Genomic DNA, 17,801 nt, shown 5'->3' with positions numbered 1-17,801 from the left:
ACGCGGCGGGTCTGTTGGGTGGTGAGGGTGTGGTGCCGTGGGTCGAGGAGGCGCTGCCGGGTGCTTCGGAGGAGGCCCTTCCGGTTGCGGGTGCGCCGTCGGGTGGGGTCGGTCTGACCGGTGCGGGTGCCGTGCTGCCGGACGCGGAGGGTGCCTCGCCGTCCGCGGAGTCCGGAGCCGGAGGGGCGTGGGCGCCGGTGCCGATGATGCCCGGCACGGGCTCGTCGGGCGCGGGCGCCGGGACGGCGAGCGGCGACGGGCGCGAACGGCCGGACAGCTCCGGGCTGCTGGACGCAGCCGCCTCTTGGGTGCCGCAGATGTCGGTGGACACCGGCGAGGAGCTGGGTTCGGCCGCGGGCGCGGTGGCCGGTGGCGCCGCCCTGTACGGGCTGACGGAGGCCGGTCCCGCGCCGGCCTTTGCCGCGCCGGTGGGCGAGAGATCCGCTGACGGCGCGTCTACGACGCCGGGCACGGACCATGACCGGCACGCCGGCATGGGGCCGGCCTACGCCACGGCGGGAGAACCGGTGGTCCCGGCGGCCGAGGAGTCGCCGGAGGCCCCCGGCGCGCTGCCCGATGACCGCGTCCCCGTAGTGGCACAACACGAGGACACCGAAGACGTCTCGGCGTGGGATCTGGCCGCCGCCGGCTTTGCTCCGCTGTTGCTGTCGCTCGCGGGACGCGCCACCGCCGACGAAAGCGCTGAGGAAGTCGGCTCCTCCCGCTACACCGTCACCGACCCGGCGATCTGGGACGCGGAGGAGGGAACCGCGGCGCGGCTGGCCGAGCGCACCGTCGCTCCGTACCCGGGAGCGTCGACGGCCTACGCCGACGGCCCGGAACTGACCACCTGGCGGCCCGCACAGCGGACTGCCCAGGCTCCTTCGGGCGTCGCGTTCGTCGAGGCGGAGGAGGTCCGGTGCGGGAACGGCGACGGCGATCCGGGCGACGAGCCCGACTCGGCCACCGTCAGCCCGGACGAATCCGAGGGCGACCCGGAAGAGGAGAACACCGAGGAGGAGGGCGTCGTGCAGCTGCTCAGGCAGGACACGTCGACCTGGGGCACCCGCTCCGACGCGATGCCGGACTCCCTCGGCTAGCCGCACAACACCCCGAAAGGACGGTGCCCCGGCCGCGCCACAGAGGCCGGGGCACCGACCGGCGCCGGGCGGCGAACGCCCCCTCAAACCTGTCGGCCAAGCGTCGGCGCCTGCCGGACCGACTGACCGAAATCGGAGCGACCCCATCAGCGACACCGTGACCACCGTCGAGAGCGACAACACGACCACCTCGGACACCACCGCCGACGATCCCGTCATGCCCGAGCCGCCGGAGGACATCCTGCAGGCCGCCCGCGCGGCCCCCGACCACTGGCTCGGCATGGTCGACCCCGCCTGGAACGGCGACGCGCCGCCGCCCGTCTGGGCCGTCGTGGGCCAGTGGCGCTCCGACCAGGCCGGGGACATCGTGGAGTGGCAGGAGAACGAGGAGTACCGTCCCTCGCCCGCAGCGCTCGGCTGGAAACCGCCCACGGATCCCGTCGATGAGGCAGTCCAGCGAGCCGTCACCGGATACGGCTCGGGCGACGAGGTGATGCGCGCGCTGGCCAGGGCGGAACTGGCCGTGCTCTGCCGGTCCGACGGCAGCCTGGTCACTGCGGCGGCCCCCGACGGCACGGCCGTGGTCCCCGCCTTCACGGCGCAACCGCATCTGGACACCGCGGGTGAGCTGGCTTTCGAGGTCATGTCGTGCAGGGACCTCGTCAACCGGCTCCCGGCCGAGCATGTGCTTTACCTCAACCCGGCTGGTTCGGCGCCCATGAGCCTGCAGACCGAGTCACTGCTCGGGGCCCTGGCGGAGCACGACCTCACGCTCGCCGACGCGCCGCACGGTGACGAGGCGGAGGTACCGCACAGCGAAGGGTCGCTCAGCCGGGGTCCCGGCCGGGGGACACGAACCGACGAGAGCGGCCCCGTCGCCGGCGCACACGAAACGGACTGAAAAGACCACGCCGCCCCGGTACCGGCGCCGCCGGCCTGGGCCGTCGCCCCTGCCTACCTGCCGAGGCAGGTGTCCACTTTGCCTTGCGGTAGGCCGTCATCCTGACGGCGAGGACGCTCGACGCGCTGTTTCCGGCGGACAGCAGGCCGATGCGTGCTGTCCGCCTGCCGGTCCCTCCGGCGTGCCGGCCCGCCCTTGTCAGAGCCACCGGTACCACCGTGCCCGGGCCGTGGCCGACGGGGCGTAGGTCGTGCCGGGCCTGACGGTCCGTAGCCCCGTCGCGGGCCCACGCGGACGGTCTTCGCCTGCTTGACCGTCGCGAGTAGGCGGGCCGTCGCCGCCGGCATCTGGTGTCGTGCACGTTCGCGGCCGTGACCAGGACGGCCGGCACCGGACCGAGCGTGTCGGTGATCAGGTGCCGCTCGGGCCTTCGATCTTCTTGCCGGCGTCGATGCCCTGGCTGGTCTCCAGCGACGACCAACGCCGCCAGTCACGAAGAATTCCGCCCGGAGACCGGACAGTTGGACCTGCGCCCCGACTTCTCCGAACCAGCCATCGCGGCTGGATGGCACCCACCAGAATCCTGCGCGGATCGACACGCGTGGCTCGTCGTTCAGTCGGGTGGCTCGGCCGAGTCGGCCGGCTCGGAGTCGTTGGCCGGCGTGACCCGCTCGATGTCGTTGTTGGTCGCGGCCCAGCTGGCCAGCAGGTTCAGGGCGTCCTGGGAGGGTGAGGCGGGCTCGGCGGTGTAGGTGAGGAGGACCTGGCTGGGGCCGTCGCCGAGTGGGAAGGTCTCGAAGGGCAGGTCGAGGTCGCCGACGACCGGGTGGTGGAGGAGTTTCACGCCGGTGGTGTGCATCCGGACGTTGTGGGCCGCCCAGCGGCGACGGAATTCCTCGCTGCGGGTGGACAGTTCCCCGATCAGGTCCGAGAGCCGCCGGTCGTAGAGGTCGCGGCCCGCCTCGGCGCGCAGCATGGCGACGGTGTCGCCTGCGACTTCGTCCCAGTGGCGGAAGAACTCTGTCGCGTGCGGGCTGAGGAAGACGAACCGGGCGTTGTTGGGGGGCCTGGCTGGGTCGGCGTAGACGGGAGAGAACAGGGCGCGTCCGAGGTGGTTGGCGGCCAGGATGTCTCCGCGTCCGCTGAGGACGAAGGCGGGTGTGCCGGTCATCGAGTCGAGGACGCGCCGCACGGTGGGCCGCACGCGCTGCTGGGCGGGTCGGCGGCGTGGCGGGCGGGTCGTGCCGGCGCCGCGCAGGAGGTCGAGCAGGTGGATGCGTTCGGCTTCGTCGAGCTGTAGCGCCTGTGCGATGCCTTCGATGACGCTCTCAGAGACGCCGGTGGCGTTGCCGCGCTCCAGCCGGGTGTAGTACTCGCTGGAGATGCCCGCGAGGAGGGCGACCTCCTCGCGGCGCAGCCCGGTGACCCGTCGCCGCTCTCCGCCGTAGAGAGGCAGCCCGGCCTGTTCGGGGGTGACCCTGGCCCGGCGCGTGCCGAGGAATTCCCGGATCTCCGCGCGGAAATCATCACGTATGTCGCGATTACTGCCTTGTGGGTCGTTTCTGCCTGCCATGCGTTTCACTCTACGAGCCCTGCCGCCGGGCTGGGGGTCCCTGTCAGTGACCCCCTCATCAGGGACTCCCACGTGCGCGTGACAGCCGGTTTCGTTGGTGGTGCAACGCCCGCGGCGGTGCGAACGGCTCAGACAGGTGGCGCTTGTGCCGCTGGTCGCAAAGCCCTCTCCGCAGCGCTGTCGGCGCTGCCCGCATCACCTCTCCGCACACACCAGGTGTCAGATCACGACGCCTGAAAGGACCCCCATGAGCAAGGTCATTCTCATCACCGGTGCCGGACGCGGCCTGGGCACCGACATCGCCCGCGAGGCCCTCGCAGCCGGCCACCAGGTCGTCGCCACCGGCCGCCGCCCCGAAGAGGTAGAAAAGACCCTCGGCGGGCCGCGGGACAACCTGCTGGTCACCAAGCTCGACGTCACCAGCCTCGAAGACGCCGAGGCCGCCGCGCGGGCCGCCGTCGACCGCTTCGGCCGCATCGACGTCCTCATCAACAACGCCGGGAACCTCTTCACCGGCTACTTCGAGGAGATCTCGCCGGCGCAGATGCGCCGGCAGTTCGAGACCAACCTCTTCGGCCCCATGAACGTCACCCGCGCCATCCTGCCCATCCTGCGCAAGCAGCGCGCCGGCCACATCATCACCATCACCTCGACCGCCGGACTGGTCGGCATGGAGTTCACCTCCGCCTACGCCGCCTCCAAGTTCGCCGAAGAGGGCTGGATGGAGTCCCTGCGCCACGACGTCGAGCCCTACAACATCCACACCACCGTCGTGGAGCCCGGCTACTTCCGCACCGAACTCCTCGTGGACGGCTCCACCAACTGGCCCGAGCTGTCCATCGACGACTACGCCCCGCGCACCGCCGCGAGGATCGAGGGCATGAAGAGCATGAACGGCCGGCAGCCCGGCGACCCCGCCAAGCTCGCCCGCGCCCTGCTCACCATCGCCGACCAGGACAAGCCCCTGCAGCGGTTCGTCGCCGGCGCAGACGCCATCGAGGCCGCCGAGGCCAAGGCGAAGGAACTCCTCGCCCAGGCCGAGGCCTCCCGCGAGCTGGGCGGCGCCCTGACCTACGACGACGCCCACGCCTGAGCAGCACATCCCGCGCCCGAGGCAGAGGCTGAGGACCGCTGCCGGGCGCAGTCTTCGACAGCATGGAGAGAGGCAACATGCCACTCAAGGGCGAGTACGAGCCGAGCAAGGCGCAGTTTGTACGTGACCAGGTGGAGCTGTACGAAAGCTCCGGCGGTACGCAAGGAACGACGCTGAGTGTCCTGGTCGCACGGGAAGAAGACGAGAAGCTCCGGGACCTGCCCGTCGTCATCCTGACCACCCTGGGCGCGAAGAGCGGCAAGATCCGCAAGACCCCGGTCATGCGGGTGGAACACGACGGCTCCTACGCCGTGGTCGCCTCCATGGCAGGAGCCCCCAAGCACCCGGTCTGGTACCGCAACGTGGTGGCCGACCCCCGCGTCGAGCTGCGGGACGGCCCGGTGCGCCAGGACATGCTGGCACGCGAGGTGACCGGGGACGAGAAGGCCGTGTGGTGGGCCCGAGCCGTCGAGGCGTTCCCCGACTACGCGGAGTACCAGAAAAGGACAGACCGTGAGATCCCGGTTCTCGTTCTGGAGCCGGCTGCCCAGCAGCACTGACGCGGCACAGCCGGTTCAGCCCACACATATCCGCCGCCTGTCCCTGGCAACCACAACGTCGGCCCTCGCCTGACAGTGGCCAGCTCGAAATCCCCCGACGGACGGCCCTGCGCGTCCGGCTGCCGGGACGAATTCCGGGGGGCCGGACGGCCACTACAACAAGGAGTACCTGATGAAGCACGTAACACTCGGCGGGCTCGATGTCTCTCGCATCGGTCTGGGAGCCATGACCATGGCCGGCACGTACACCACGGGCGGGGGGCTCGATGACGCCGAGTCGATCCGCACCATCCACCGGGCGCTGGACCTCGGGGTCACCCACATCGACACCGCCGAGATCTACGGCCCCTTCCACAGCGAGGAAATCGTCGGCAAGGCCATCAGGGGCCGACGTGACGACGTCGTCGTGGCGACGAAGTTCGGTCTCGTCTCCCACGCCGGCGACGGCCCCGGCGTCATCGACAGCAGCGCCGGCAACGTGAAGGCCGCGGTCGAAGGCTCGCTCCTGCGGCTCGGCACCGACCACATCGACCTCTACTACCAGCACCGCGTCGACCCGAACACGCCCATCGAGGAGACCATCGGCGCGCTGGCCGAGCTGGTCGCCGAGGGCAAGGTGCGCCACATCGGACTCTCGGAGGCCGGCCCCGAGACGATCCGCCGGGCGCACGCCGTGCATCCGGTGGCCGCGCTGCAGACCGAATACTCCCTGTGGACCCGCGACGTCGAGGCCGAGATCCTCCCGCTGCTGCGCGAGCTGGGCATCGGGTTCGTTCCGTACTCGCCGCTCGGCCACGGCCTGCTGACGGGGCAGATCCGCACGGTCGAGGACTTCGCCGACGACGACTGGCGCAAGACCAACCCGCGCTTCACCGGCGAGAACTTCCAGCGCAACCTGCGCATCGTCGACGAAGTACAGGCCATCGGCGCCGAGATCGGCGCCACCCCGGCACAGACCGCACTGGCATGGCTGCTGACCCGCGGCGACGACATCGCCCCCATCCCCGGAACCCGCCGTGTCGCACGCGTCGAAGAAAACACCGCCGCCGACGCCATCGAACTCACTCCCGCTCAGCTCGACCGCCTGAACACCCTCACGCCCGCCGCGGGCGAACGCCACGACGAAGCCAACATGGCCAGCATCGACCGCTGACCGCTGACCGCTGACCGCTGACCGCTGACCGCTGACCGCTCACGCCGGGGCACCCGCCTCAGCCCCCCAGAACATCTATCGCTGTTGCCCGCAGCGGCCTCCAGGCCCTCGACGAGCCGACGGTGCGCGATGTGGTCCGCCAGGCCGTCCGCGACGTCCGCACCGGCCCGTCCCCGCCGCCCCCGATCCGCGCGCAGATCCATCGGGCCACCGCGCGCACCCGGCACGTAGTCGAGTCCGCCGGCGACCACTGGCGCAGGACGGGCCGTTGCGGCAGCTGACCGTCACCGCGCTCGAGGTCACGCCCGCCGGTATCCGCGAGGCGGCGCGGCTCCGGAGCCCGTCCGCACTCGACCTGTTCGACGCACGCGTCGACGCCGACGTCGTGGACGCCCTGAGTGGATGGCCTGGCGGCGTTCGCGAAGCTCACCTTGCTCGGCATGTCAGGGGATCATGCCGAGGTGGCCGACGCGGCCTTCTTGGCGGGCTGTCCGCTGCCCGCCCGCCAAGGCCGCGCCCACGCGGCAGCAGGGCTGCGGTAGGCAGCGGCGGCTCGACTGGCTTCGGCGCGGCGTCGGGGCTGTCGGACCTCGCATTCGGTGTTTCCGGCCGCCGCTCGTCAGGCTGTGAGTCCCGCGTCGCGGGCCAGCAGGGCGGCCTGTACGCGGTTGGTGACTTCCAGCGCGGTCAGGACACGGCTGACGTGGGCCTTGACGGTGCTCTCCCGCATGGCGAGGCGGGTGGCGATGTCGGCATTGGTGTCGCCCCGGGCAAGCAGGGTGAGCACGTCGCGTTCGCGGGGGGTGAGCCGGTCCAGCCGGGCCCTGGCAGCGGTTGCTTCCGGCTGGTTGGCCGCGTGGTAGCGGTCGATGAGTCGGCGGGCCGCGGTGGGGTGGAGCATGGCCGAGCCGGCGGCCACCAGGTGGACGGCGCGCAGTATTTCGGCGGGGTCGGTGTCCTTGAGCAGGAAGCCGTCGGCTCCGGCGGCGAGGGCGTTGTAGACGTACTCGTCGAGGTCGAAGGTGGTCAGGGTGATCACCTTCGGCGGGTTGGGGAGGGCTCGCAGGCGGGCGGTGGCGGTGATGCCGTCCATGCGGGGCATGCGTACGTCGACGAGGGCGACGTCGATGCGGTGGGCGGTGGCCTGTTCGATGGCCCTCAGTCCGTCGGGGGCCTGGGCGACGACCTCGATGCCCGGGTCGCCGTCCAGGAGGTCGGCCAGGCCGAGGCGGACCAGGGCGTCGTCATCGACGATCATGGTGCGGATCATGGGCGGGTGCCCTTCTGTTCGGTGCCGGCGGGGTGGGGGATGCGTGCCGCCAGCCGCCAGGCACCCGCGCCGGCCGGTCCGGAGTACAGGTGCCCGCCGAGGGCGGTGACGCGTTCGCGCAGGCCGACGAGTCCGTACCCGCTGCCGACGGTGTCCGTGCGCGGAGTGCCAGGGGGGTTGGTGACCTCGACGAGTGTGGCGGGCGGCCCGTAGTCGATGCGTACGGTCACCGGAGCGCCGTCGGCGTGCTTGCGGGCGTTGGTCAGTGCTTCCTGGACGATGCGGTACACGGCCAGACGGTGGGTGGTGGGAGCCCGCTCGGGAAGGCCGTCGGTGGTCAGCTCGATGTGCTGGCCGGCGGCGCGGGCCTCGTCGGCCAGTTCCCCTGCTTCCCGCATCATCGGCGTGAGGGCGGCGCTGGTCGGCGTGGCGTCGGGGTCGGGGTCGCGCAGCACACCGAGCACGTCGCGCAGATCGGTGAGTGCCTCGACGGACGTCGTGCGGACCAGTCCGAGGCGTTCGGCGACCGGTGCGGGCAGTGTGTCGCTCCTGGTGGACAGGACACCGGTGTGCAGGGCGATCAGGCTCAGGCGGTGGGCCAGGACGTCGTGCATCTCGGCGGCGATACGGGACCGTTCCGCGACGCGGGCCGCCTCCTCGCGCAGCCGCGCCTCGACGCCCAGGTGCTCGACGTCGGCTGCCAGCGCCAGGAGCAGGCGGCGCCGGCTGCCCAGCCACAGCCCGACGAGCACGGCCAGAACCGGCAGGAGCACCGTGGCCGCGTAGGACTGGCCCGTCCACAGGGAGGTGGCCCGGTAGCCGAACAGGTTGGCGCCCAGCGCGGCGACAGCACAGCCCACCGCCATCCGCGCCCGGCGGTCCACGGCCAGGTCGTACAGGACGACCGCCAGCATGGGCAGCAGCAACGATCCCCACCATGCCGTGGCCACGGTGACCAACAACGGAGCAGCGGGCCATCGCAGCCGGGGCACGAGCAGGGCCGCTCCGCACACCAGCGCTGTGGCCATGACGGGGGCCAGGTAGCGCCCCTGGGTCGCCACGTCGTTGAGCACGGCGGCCAGTACGCACAGGGCCACGAGAGCCCCACGCCCGTAGGCCGCCCATCTGCGGCTTGCTCTGCTGCTCACCTGCGCCATCCTAGGCAGACCGCTGCGCTGTTCCGTCTGACGATCGATGATGTCCACCCCCTACTTTCGTAGGGGGAAGCCGTCGCAGAACGGCGGATTCCATGCCGGGCGCGGCTCCCTAGCGTCAATTCCATGAACGACCGGACCACCTCCCACGACCGTGTCCTTACGCAGCGCAATGCCGAAGGCTGGATGTTCCTGATCGAGGCGGCCCGTGATCTGCGCACCACGGGTGCCGTGGCCCCCAGCGGCAAGGCTCTGGCCCGCGTGCTCACCGACCCCGTACGGGCTCAGGCGCCCCACCCGCTGGCAGTCCTGGAAGCCGGCGCCGGCACCGGCCCGGTCACCCGGGCCCTGATACCGCGGCTGTCCCGGGGCAGCCGCCTGGACATCGTCGAGGCCAACCCGCGTTTCGCCACGCGACTGCGCCGTCTCGTCACCACGCACCCGCATCTGACAGCCACGTCTGCGCAGGTGACCGTGCATCAGACCTACGTCGAGCAGCTCGACACCGACCAGCGGTACGACGTGATCGTCTCCGGGCTGCCCCTGACCAACTTCACGCCCGCGCAGGTCGAGCGCATCATGGCCCGCTACCTGGAACTTCTCCACCCCGGCGGCACGCTGACCTACTTCTCCTACCTCGGCACCCGCAAGGCCCGCGCCCTGACGGCTTCGCGGACAGAAGCCCGCCGCCACGCCGCTGTGGACGAGATCATGGCCACCTACCAGCGCACCTACGCCACGGGCCGCTGGACGGTGTGGGCCAACCTTCCCCCCGCCCACGTCTGGCAGCTGCGACGCCCACTCGTCTCCGCGGACCGGCTCGCGCCGCGGTCGGACGGGGCGAGTCGGTGAACGCGCTCTCCGGCATCCTCGGCCACCTCTCGCCGGCCGCGGCGTACACGGTGGTGGCCGCTGCGGTCCTGGCCGAGTCGGTCCTTCTCGTCGGCGCTTTCGTCCCGACGCTCACCCTGCTGCTGACGGCCGGCGCGCTGGCCCGTACCGGACACGTCAACCTTCCCCTCGTCATCGCAGCCGCAGCCGGTGCCGTGGTGGCGGGTGACTTCCTCGCCCACCGCACCGGCAGGTACCTCGGTGACCGCCTGCGCGACGGCCACATGGGCCGTCGCGTCCCGGATGCCGCGTGGGGCCGGGCCGAGACGCTGATGACGCGCCACGGCGGCCGAGCGGTCTTCGTGGCCCGTTTCCTGCCGGTGGTGCGCACCCTCGCCCCGCACTCCGCGGGCGTCACCCGCCTGCCCTACCGGCGCATCGCTCCGTACAGCGTCGTCGCCGCTTGTGTGTGGGCCACAGCGGAAGCGGGTGTCGGATACGCCGCCGCGACCTCTCTCCAGCGCGTCCTCACGCTGGGCGGCCCTGCCCTCGCCCTGGTCGCTCTGATGGCGTTCGGGGGCTCGCTGCTGTGGCCAAGAAGGCGCCGTCCGGCTCCTCCGACCCAGGAACCGGCGTCCGAGCCCGCCACGAAGTCCTCCGGCCAGGCTCAGGCAGGCCTGACGAGGCCGGCGTCGTAGGCGAAAATCATGGCCTGGACCCGGTTCCGGACCCCGACCTTGGTGAGGATGCTGCTCACGTGTGACCTGACGGTGGACTCGGCGAGAGAGACGTGCGGCGATCTCGGTGTTGCTTCCAACGGGTCGCGATGGCGGTGAGTGTTTCGCGTTCGCGGTTGGTGAGGCGGGCCGGCTGCCGTTTCTGTTCGGGCGTGTGGCCCGGCAGACGGCTGCTGAAGGCGTCGATGAGCTCGCGGGTCGGACGGACTTCGGGAGGACCCCCTGAACCGGCTCCGCCCGCCGAGGAACTGGCAGACGCGTTTGGCAGCGAGGTTCACGTCGATCCGGGCCAGGTCGTGCACGTCGCGATCGAAGACGGGGCCTGCTCCTGACCCGGGGCCGCGTGAAGGCGCCTGTCTGGCGTGTGTGTTACCAGCCGACCTTGACGTTGTTGTACGACTGCTGGCAGGAGGTGTTGGAGGCGTCGGCGGAGAGCTTCTGCATGGCGTTGCTCCACACCTTCTTGGCCACGGTCTCCAGGGGACGGGTCGCCGCCGGGATGCTCGGTGAGTACTTCTTGAGCGTTCCGATGGTCGCGGTGACGAACTTCTGGCAGACGAGACCGTCGGTGTTCTGGTAGCGGGTGTCGAGGTCCTTCGCCACGGCCGTCGCGTTCGCGGTGGCCCACTGGTTCCAGGCGCTGCAGGCGGTTTCGGTGAACTTCTGCTGGTCGGTCTCGCTCAGCATGAGAAGCTCCTGCAGGAGGGTGCTCTTGACCTTGTCGGGGACGGTGAACTGCTGGACGGGAAGCTTGTCCTGGAACTCGGCGATGGTCGTCTGGCACGCCGAAGGCAGCTGCGCCGCTCGGGCGGGGGACGCCAGCGCGCCCAGCGAGGCGGGTACCAGGACGGCGGCGACAGTGACGCGCTGAAGAGTACGGCGGATGGTCATGGGGGATGTCCTCCTCGAGAGGGGCGGATGCGTGGCGCCGGTTTCCCGGCCGCCGTTCACTCAAAGGCCTGAACCTTCACGAGTCAGACACGCCGGGCTGGGATTCGGCATCGTGGCGCGCAGCCATTCCTTCGCTTGGCACAAGCTGGTCACCCGCGTGGAAGAGTCGGCCGGCCGGCGCCGGCGGAGCACCAGGCAGCGGACGGCATGTTCTACGAGCCTCCGACGAGGGTGCCGGCCGAACTGTCCCCCGAATTTCGGCGCCGGTCATGCCGCCAGTCGCAGGGCGACGTTCTCGATGCGGAGCCGGACGGTGAGGATCGCCATGTTGGCAGTGGTGAAGAGCAGAGCTGTCATCCAGGCGGTGAAGACCAAGGGAAGGGTGACGCCCTCGACGGCGACGAGGAGGTAGTTGGGGTGTCGGAACCAACGGTAGGGTCCACGGCGCACCAAGGGCAGTCCCGGGACGACGATCACGCGTGTGTTCCAGTGACGGCCAAGGGATCGTACGCACCACCAGCGGCCGGCATGCACCAGTACCTGCACGCACAGGGCAGGTCCGCCTACGAGCGGTACGAAGTGCCGCGGCCCGGAGGCTACTTCGGTCAGGACACCGGCGAACAGTCCGACGTGCGCGGCGACCATGAACGGGAAGTGTCCTCGCCCGAACTCCAGCCCTCCTAGCGACTTCGCCCAGCGGGCGTGCTTCCAGGACAGCCACAACTCGGTGAGGCGCTCGACGGCGACCGCTGACAGCAGCACCAGCAGTCCTACGGGCAGACCGAAGAGGCTGGGGTGATTCACGGTTTTCCTTCCCTCACGCCGTTCGACTGCTGCCCCAGGGGGAGGGGCTCGTGCTGCCGGCTGTGTGAAGGACAACCATCACCGTCGGTCGGGGGAGACATGGGTCAGCGCAGGATGCCTCGCTCGATCGAGTGGAAGATCGTTTCCTGGTTTCTGCTCGCGCGTTCACACGGAGGATCGTCCACAGACCAGCACAGCGAGGAGGGGGAGTGCCGTGGCCCTTGCCGAGGCGGAGCGTGTGCTTGGGGACCTGGAGCCGTCGGTCGAGCGTTTGTTGGAGCGGCATCTGGCAACCGCACGGGACTGGCTGCCCCACCAGTTCGTGCCCTGGAGCAAGGCGGAGGACTTCGACGGGCCGCTGGACGGCGCGGCGTGGGAGCCGCAGCAGTCGAGGCTGCCGCGGGCCGTGCAGGACGCCCTGGTCATCAACCTGCTGACCGAGGACAACCTGCCCAGCTACCACTTCGAGATCGCCACCCGGCTGAGGCGCGAGGGCGCCTGGGGCGCATGGGTCCACCGGTGGACAGCCGAGGAGGACCGCCACGCGGCCGCTCTGCGGGCCTACATCCATGCGTGCCGCGCGGTGGATCCTGTCGCTCTGGAACGCCTTCGGATGAGCCACATGGCCACCGGATGGCGCGCCGACTGGATGTCGCCGCTGCACTGCCTGGCTTATGTGAGTGTTCAGGAGCTGGCGACCCGACAGGCACACCGCAATACCGGCGCCCTGTGTGGCGACCGGGCGGGCGAGGCACTGATGGCCCGCATCGCGACTGACGAGAACCTGCACATGCTGTTCTACCGGGGGCTGTACCAGGACGCCATGCGGCTGTTCCCCGACGAGGCGATGGCCGCTCTGGCCGACGTTCTGTGCGGCTTCCAGATGCCCGGCGCGGCCATCGCCGGCTTCCGTGCGCGGGCCGCGCGCGTGGCGGCGGCGGGCATCTTCAACCTGGCGATCCATCACGAGCACGTGGTTCTGCCGCTGCTACGGGCGCTCGGGGTGTTGGGGATGCCCGGACTCGGCCCGGTCGGTCAGCAGGCGCAAGAACGGATCGGCCTGCACGTGGAGCACCTGCAGACGCAGGCTGCACGCGCGGGTGAGCTATACGCCCGCATGAACGCCGGCGCGACACACCGATGACGTGAGCAGGCTGTCCGCCTGACGCACAACCAGACGGGAAACATCGCATGACGCATTCAGCCGAACCGGCCGCAGAAGTGCCGGTGGGGCGGCAGGAGCTGCCCCACCTCCTTGTCACCCTGCTGACCAAGCACCTGAAGGTGCCCGTGCGCCCGGACGAACTCAGCGCCACCACCACCTTCGAGGACCTGGGGATGGACTCTCTGTCCCTGATGGAACTCGTGGTGGCGGCGGAGGAAGAGTTCGGGATCATCCTCGCCGAGGAGACCCTGGACCTCTCACCGTCCGCGACGCTCGGCGAAGCGGCGCGGGGTTTCCATGATGCCCACTGACATCGCGGTCACCGGGCTCGGTCTGATCACCCCGGCGGGACTCACCCCGGACGAGAACTGGGCCACTCTCTGCGCGGGCCGGTCCACGGCGGCCCCCGATCCTGTCCTGAAAGGACTGCCGGTCGACTTCTCCTGTCAGATCACCGGGTTCGACCCCGAAGCGGAGTTCGGCCGGCTCACGCGGCGCCTGGACGACTTCATCCACTTCGCCCTGGCGGCCGCTCGTCGCGCGGTTCGCGACGCCGCTCTCGACCCGGACACCTGGCGGGCTGAGAGGGTCGGAGTCGTGCTGGGCGTCGGAGGCACCAGCCTGAGCACCTACGAGAGCGCCTTCCAGCACCTCTCCACAGGCCACCCCGACCGGGTCTCCCCGCTCACCGTGCCGCGCAGCAACCCCAACATGGCAGCCGGTGAAATCGCGATCGATCTGGGAGCACGCGGCCCGAACTTCACCGTCTCCACCGCCTGCGCCTCAGGCGCCACCGCGATCGGTGTCGCACGCGACCTGCTGCGGTCGGGAACATGCGACGTCGTGCTGGCGGGCGGTGCCGAGTCCGCCCGCTCCCGGATGACGGCCGCCTGTTTCGCACGCATGCGGGCCCTGTCCCGACGTCGCGACCAACCCGGCCTGGCCAGCCGACCGTTCGACACCGCACGCGACGGATTCGTCCTCGGCGAGGGCGCCGCAGTGCTGGTGCTCGAGCCCCTGGCCGCCGCTCGCTCCCGCAGCGCCCCCGTCCATGCCCTGCTGCGCGGTTACGGAGCCAGTGCCGATGCCCACCACCCCATTTCTCCGCACCCCGAAGGCCGGGGGGTCACTCAGGCCGTGACCACCGCGCTCCAGGACGCGGGGTGCCGGCCGAGCGACATCGGCCACATCAACGCCCACGGAACATCCACCCCGACCAACGACGCTCTGGAGGCGGCCGCCCTCACCCGGATTTTCGGCGACCAGGCACCACCGGTCACAGCCCCCAAGGGCGTCATCGGCCACTCCCTCGGAGCAGCCGGTGCGATCGAAGCGGCTTACACCGTGCTCGCCTTGCGCCATGCCCGCATCCCTCCGGTGGCCAACTTCGAGTCCCAGGACGGCGACCACAAGCTGGACATCGTGTCCGCCGATCCGCGCCCGCTGACCGCGGGGACGGGCATCAGCTGCTCGTTCGGCTTCGGCGGGCAAAACGCCGTGCTGCTGTTCGAGGCTGCCTAGTGCCCTGCGACCGACAGGCACGACCAGGAGGCGCCGACCCGTATGACCGTGCGCAGAATGGAGGCCGCCGCCCGGGCAGCGGTCCCGGGACTGCGAGTGCAAGCCGGCGGCGCGGTGCTCACCCAGCGCGCCATGGACGCCTCCATCGAACGGGATCTGCGCAGGGCCGAACTGCTGGCCGCGCCACTACTCTTCCCCGTCCTGGTCTTCGCCTACGGCTCGGTGGTGTCCGCCCTGCTAGTGGACGCCCCCGAAGCCAGACCCTCGATGCCGGCACCCGCGACCGCGGGGAAGGACAACGGTTGAACACATGACACCGACGACGCGAGCGCGCACCCCGGACCCGGACACGCGCGGCCCCCGGGTGGCTGGGCTGCACACGGTCTTCCCTCCCCACCACTACGCGCAGTCAGAACTCACCGACGCACTGATCGCGCGCATGCCGACCAGATCCGCGGCACGCACGCACCTGGCCCGCAAGGTGCAGACCAATGCCGGAGTCACGGCCCGTCACATGTCCTTGCCGCTGGACGAACTCCTCGATCTCATGGCACGCGACGACTTCACCGAAACCAACCGCGTCTGGCTCGACACCGCCCTCGAGCTGGGGCAAGAGGCGATCACCGAAGCCCTGCACACGGCAGGCGTCGACCCGCAAGAGGTCGACGCCGTGGTCAGCACCACCGTCACGGGTCTGGCCGTGCCGTCTCTCGAAGCCCGGCTCGCCCACCGAGTGGGGCTACGGCAGGACGTCAAACGCATCCCACTGTTCGGCAGCGGCTGCGCCGGAGGGGCTGCGGGCCTGGCGCGCCTCCACGACTACCTGCGTGCCTACCCCGGCCACGTAGCCGTCCTTCTCGCAGTCGAGCTCTGCTCGTTGGTCTACCGGCAAAAGGACACCTCCATGGCCAACGCCGTCGCCGGCGGCCTCTTCGGTGACGGCGCCGCCGCAGTCGTGGCAGTCGGCCCGCTCCGGCCCGGAACAGCGGCCGGCCCTGAGCTCACGGACACCCACAGCTGGCTCCTTCCGGACACCGAAGACACCCTCGGCTGGGACATCGGCTCCCACGGCTTCAAGATCCTCCTCGCCCCTGAGGTCCCGACACTCACCGAGGAGTACATGCCCAAGGCGGTTCACGACTTCCTCAACCGCCACAACCTCACCCCCGACCAGATCGGCAGTTGGATCATGCACGGTGGCGGACCCAGAGTCCTTACCGCCGTCGAACGAGCTCTGGGCCTGCCCCCGCAAGCGCTGGAACTCACCCGCCACTCCCTCGCAGCCCACGGCAACCTCTCATCCGTCTCCGTCCTGGACGTCCTGCAAACGGCACTCAAAACGCCCCCGCCTGCAGGCACCCCCGGTCTCGTGACCGCCATGGGCCCCGGCTTCGCCATCGAGCAGGTCCTTCTTCACTGGTGAGACCGGACAGGCCCAGGTCGCAGGCCGAGCGGGGCGAGTCAGGGAGCTCGGCCCGCCCGCCGGGTGGGTAGAGCTGGCACGGCGCACGAGGCTGTCCTGCCGACAAGCGGGACCACAGGTGTATTCAGGAGATGTGGAACTCAGTCGGCAATCGAGACGTGTGATCTGGTCGCGGAACGCGCCGGGCGGTCGGCTTGCCCTGCCCCTCACCTTGATCGCAGTCATCACGGTTGTGGACATCCTTGCTCCTCCCGAGGTTCACGTCGGTCCCTTCCTGGTCGCGGCGCCCGCGATCACGGCGTCGTTCGCCGGCCCCCGTACGACAGCCCTGGTCGGTGCGATCGCAGTGCTCGCTCAGGTCACGGTCGCCGTGACACGTACCAGCCTGACGGATCTCAATCACACCCTCCAGATCCTCGCCCTGGCCCTGATCTCCGTATTGGTGACCTTCCTCGCCCACGTGCGCGAGCGTCACGAGCGGCAGCTTGTCCAGCTTCGTTCGGTGGCTCAGGCGGCCCAGGAGGTCGTGCTCCGGCCCCTGCCGCGCCGGATCGGTCCCCTTCGTCTGGCTTCCGTCTACCTGGCCGCGGAGGCCGAGGCGCAGATCGGCGGAGACCTCTATGCCACGGCCCGCACCACGCACGGCACCCGAGTCCTCATCGGTGACGTGCGTGGCAAGGGGCTGGAGGCGATCGGTGACGCCGCCCGCCTCCTGGGCGCCTTCCGGGCCGCAGCGCACCGGCAGCCCGAGCTGCCCGCTCTGATGGCCTTCCTCGAGGACGCCGTCTCCTCGGACCTCGACACGCCAGGCGACTGGACCGACGGCATGGATGGCCTGGAGGCCTTCACCACCGCAGCCGTCCTGGACATTCCGGACCAGACCGCGACCGTCTCCGTGATCAACTGCGGCCACCCACCGCCACTGCTATGGGCCCGGGGCAAGGTCCGCGAGCTGGAAGTGCGGCAGCCGGCGCCGCCTCTGGGGCTGACCGGATACATGACGACCCCCTTTTCGACGCAGGAGTTCACCGTTGCCGAGGGAGACATCGTCCTGCTCTACACGGACGGGGTCATCGAAGCCCGTAACAGCAAGGGCGACTTCTACCCCCTGGCCGAACGGCTCGCCGCGTGGTCCGGACACGGGCCGGATGCGCTTCTTCGCTACCTGCGCAACGACCTCCTCACCCACGCCGGCCGCAACCTGGGTGACGACGCCGCCCTTGTCGCCATCGAACGCGTCGGCCCCGCGCATGCCGTACCACCCGCACCCTTGGTCCGGTGACGACCGCGCTCCCGGGTGCGGGCGCAGGGAACGGCAGTGGGCGACTCTCGGCACGTAGCCTCCACGGGAGTAGAGCCGAGGGACAGGCCCAGCCTGCTGCACAGGTGATCGTTCCCCGAGCGCGGACATTCGCATCGGGTACGCCCGATGCTCCACCCTCACCCAGGAACTCCAGTTCCAGCTCGACGCGCGCACGGGACGCGGCATCCCGCGACACGATCTTCAGCGAAAAGGTCAGCACCCGCGTGCGGGTCCGGGCGCAGTCCGAGGACGCATTCACACCCGCGAAATCAAGGCCCACGCCCCGCACTGCCGGGTCATCTTCACCGTGTACGAACTCACC

Annotated in this window: 20 protein-coding genes; 14 read left to right on the top strand and 6 right to left on the bottom strand. The window is 70.4% G+C overall.

What is annotated here, in order from left to right:
• Together ACFWBB_RS10515 and ACFWBB_RS10510 are read left to right on the top strand one after the other, a co-directional pair.
• On the top strand, positions 1-1,100 hold a 1,100-nt coding region (locus ACFWBB_RS10515; RefSeq protein WP_385269225.1), incomplete at its 5' end, for a hypothetical protein.
• Positions 1,101-1,257: 157 nt separating this feature from the next.
• Positions 1,258-2,001, top strand: coding sequence for a type VII secretion system-associated protein (locus tag ACFWBB_RS10510; protein ID WP_385269223.1), 744 nt, complete (start codon positions 1,258-1,260; stop codon positions 1,999-2,001).
• Positions 2,002-2,614: 613 nt separating this feature from the next.
• On the opposite strand, the gene ACFWBB_RS10505 is transcribed toward ACFWBB_RS10510, so the two are convergent.
• Positions 2,615-3,574, bottom strand: a complete 960-nt coding sequence (locus ACFWBB_RS10505) for a helix-turn-helix domain-containing protein (protein ID WP_385269221.1) — start codon at positions 3,572-3,574, stop codon at positions 2,615-2,617.
• A gap of 247 nt (positions 3,575-3,821) precedes the next feature.
• Here ACFWBB_RS10505 and ACFWBB_RS10500 point away from each other — a divergent pair, with 247 nt between their 5' ends.
• From ACFWBB_RS10500 to ACFWBB_RS10485, 4 genes are all read left to right on the top strand, one after another.
• A complete protein-coding gene (locus ACFWBB_RS10500; RefSeq protein ID WP_385269219.1) occupies positions 3,822-4,667 on the top strand; it encodes an SDR family oxidoreductase in 846 nt (281 codons plus the stop codon).
• 77 nt (positions 4,668-4,744) lie between these two features.
• The gene (locus ACFWBB_RS10495) at positions 4,745-5,227 is read left to right on the top strand and encodes a nitroreductase family deazaflavin-dependent oxidoreductase (protein ID WP_385269217.1); all 483 of its coding nucleotides are present in this window, start codon (positions 4,745-4,747) and stop codon (positions 5,225-5,227) included.
• Positions 5,228-5,399: 172 nt separating this feature from the next.
• A complete protein-coding gene (locus ACFWBB_RS10490; protein WP_385269215.1) occupies positions 5,400-6,380 on the top strand; it encodes an aldo/keto reductase in 981 nt (326 codons plus the stop codon).
• 122 nt (positions 6,381-6,502) lie between these two features.
• Positions 6,503-6,661, top strand: coding sequence for a hypothetical protein (locus tag ACFWBB_RS10485; RefSeq protein WP_385269213.1), 159 nt, complete (start codon positions 6,503-6,505; stop codon positions 6,659-6,661).
• A gap of 338 nt (positions 6,662-6,999) precedes the next feature.
• On the opposite strand, the gene ACFWBB_RS10480 is transcribed toward ACFWBB_RS10485, so the two are convergent.
• Together ACFWBB_RS10480 and ACFWBB_RS10475 are read right to left on the bottom strand one after the other, a co-directional pair.
• Complete coding sequence (locus ACFWBB_RS10480) at positions 7,000-7,650, bottom strand: response regulator (protein WP_385269211.1); 651 nt, start codon at positions 7,648-7,650, stop codon at positions 7,000-7,002.
• Positions 7,647-8,807 (bottom strand): sensor histidine kinase, encoded by a 1,161-nt coding sequence (locus ACFWBB_RS10475; protein WP_385269275.1) that lies wholly within the window; start codon positions 8,805-8,807, stop codon positions 7,647-7,649. The genes ACFWBB_RS10480 and ACFWBB_RS10475 overlap by 4 nt, the downstream gene beginning before the upstream one ends.
• A 123-nt stretch (positions 8,808-8,930) precedes the next feature.
• Here ACFWBB_RS10475 and ACFWBB_RS10470 point away from each other — a divergent pair, with 123 nt between their 5' ends.
• Together ACFWBB_RS10470 and ACFWBB_RS10465 are read left to right on the top strand one after the other, a co-directional pair.
• Positions 8,931-9,656, top strand: coding sequence for a class I SAM-dependent methyltransferase (locus tag ACFWBB_RS10470; RefSeq protein WP_385269209.1), 726 nt, complete (start codon positions 8,931-8,933; stop codon positions 9,654-9,656).
• Positions 9,653-10,333 carry a DedA family protein gene (locus ACFWBB_RS10465; protein ID WP_385269207.1) on the top strand — a complete coding sequence of 227 codons (681 nt, stop codon included), beginning with the start codon at positions 9,653-9,655 and terminating at the stop codon, positions 10,331-10,333. The genes ACFWBB_RS10470 and ACFWBB_RS10465 overlap by 4 nt, the downstream gene beginning before the upstream one ends.
• Here the strand turns inward: ACFWBB_RS10465 and ACFWBB_RS10460 are convergent.
• From ACFWBB_RS10460 to ACFWBB_RS10450, 3 genes are all read right to left on the bottom strand, one after another.
• Positions 10,303-10,392: a hypothetical protein gene (locus tag ACFWBB_RS10460; protein WP_385269205.1), complete on the bottom strand. Its 90-nt coding sequence runs from the start codon at positions 10,390-10,392 to the stop codon at positions 10,303-10,305. The genes ACFWBB_RS10465 and ACFWBB_RS10460 overlap by 31 nt on opposite strands.
• Before the next feature lie 349 nt (positions 10,393-10,741).
• Complete coding sequence (locus ACFWBB_RS10455) at positions 10,742-11,263, bottom strand: hypothetical protein (RefSeq protein ID WP_385269203.1); 522 nt, start codon at positions 11,261-11,263, stop codon at positions 10,742-10,744.
• Between the two features lie 267 nt (positions 11,264-11,530).
• The gene (locus ACFWBB_RS10450; RefSeq protein WP_385269201.1) at positions 11,531-12,067 is read right to left on the bottom strand and encodes an isoprenylcysteine carboxyl methyltransferase family protein; all 537 of its coding nucleotides are present in this window, start codon (positions 12,065-12,067) and stop codon (positions 11,531-11,533) included.
• Between the two features lie 214 nt (positions 12,068-12,281).
• On the opposite strand from ACFWBB_RS10450, the gene ACFWBB_RS10445 reads away from it, so the two are divergent.
• The 6 genes from ACFWBB_RS10445 (at position 12,282) to ACFWBB_RS10420 (ending at position 17,458) form a co-directional block, all read left to right on the top strand.
• Positions 12,282-13,211 (top strand): acyl-ACP desaturase, encoded by a 930-nt coding sequence (locus tag ACFWBB_RS10445; RefSeq protein WP_385269199.1) that lies wholly within the window; start codon positions 12,282-12,284, stop codon positions 13,209-13,211.
• Positions 13,212-13,258: 47 nt separating this feature from the next.
• Positions 13,259-13,543 (top strand): acyl carrier protein, encoded by a 285-nt coding sequence (locus ACFWBB_RS10440; protein ID WP_385269197.1) that lies wholly within the window; start codon positions 13,259-13,261, stop codon positions 13,541-13,543.
• Complete coding sequence (locus ACFWBB_RS10435; RefSeq protein WP_385269273.1) at positions 13,533-14,753, top strand: beta-ketoacyl-[acyl-carrier-protein] synthase family protein; 1,221 nt, start codon at positions 13,533-13,535, stop codon at positions 14,751-14,753. Before ACFWBB_RS10440 ends, ACFWBB_RS10435 begins: the two co-directional genes overlap by 11 nt.
• A 42-nt stretch (positions 14,754-14,795) precedes the next feature.
• Positions 14,796-15,059, top strand: coding sequence for an MMPL family transporter (locus tag ACFWBB_RS10430; RefSeq protein ID WP_385269195.1), 264 nt, complete (start codon positions 14,796-14,798; stop codon positions 15,057-15,059).
• A gap of 4 nt (positions 15,060-15,063) precedes the next feature.
• Entirely contained in the window at positions 15,064-16,176 is a 1,113-nt protein-coding gene (locus tag ACFWBB_RS10425; protein ID WP_385269193.1) for a type III polyketide synthase, read from the top strand.
• 211 nt (positions 16,177-16,387) lie between these two features.
• Positions 16,388-17,458, top strand: coding sequence for a PP2C family protein-serine/threonine phosphatase (locus ACFWBB_RS10420; RefSeq protein ID WP_385269191.1), 1,071 nt, complete (start codon positions 16,388-16,390; stop codon positions 17,456-17,458).
• The last annotated feature ends 343 nt before the right edge of the window (positions 17,459-17,801 follow it).

The sequence above is a fragment of the Streptomyces sp. NPDC060000 genome, from assembly GCF_042737375.1.
Lineage (GTDB): Bacteria > Actinomycetota > Actinomycetes > Streptomycetales > Streptomycetaceae > Streptomyces.
Note: the sequence above shows the minus strand (reverse complement) of the source record. Positions and strands in the feature narration are given on the sequence as shown.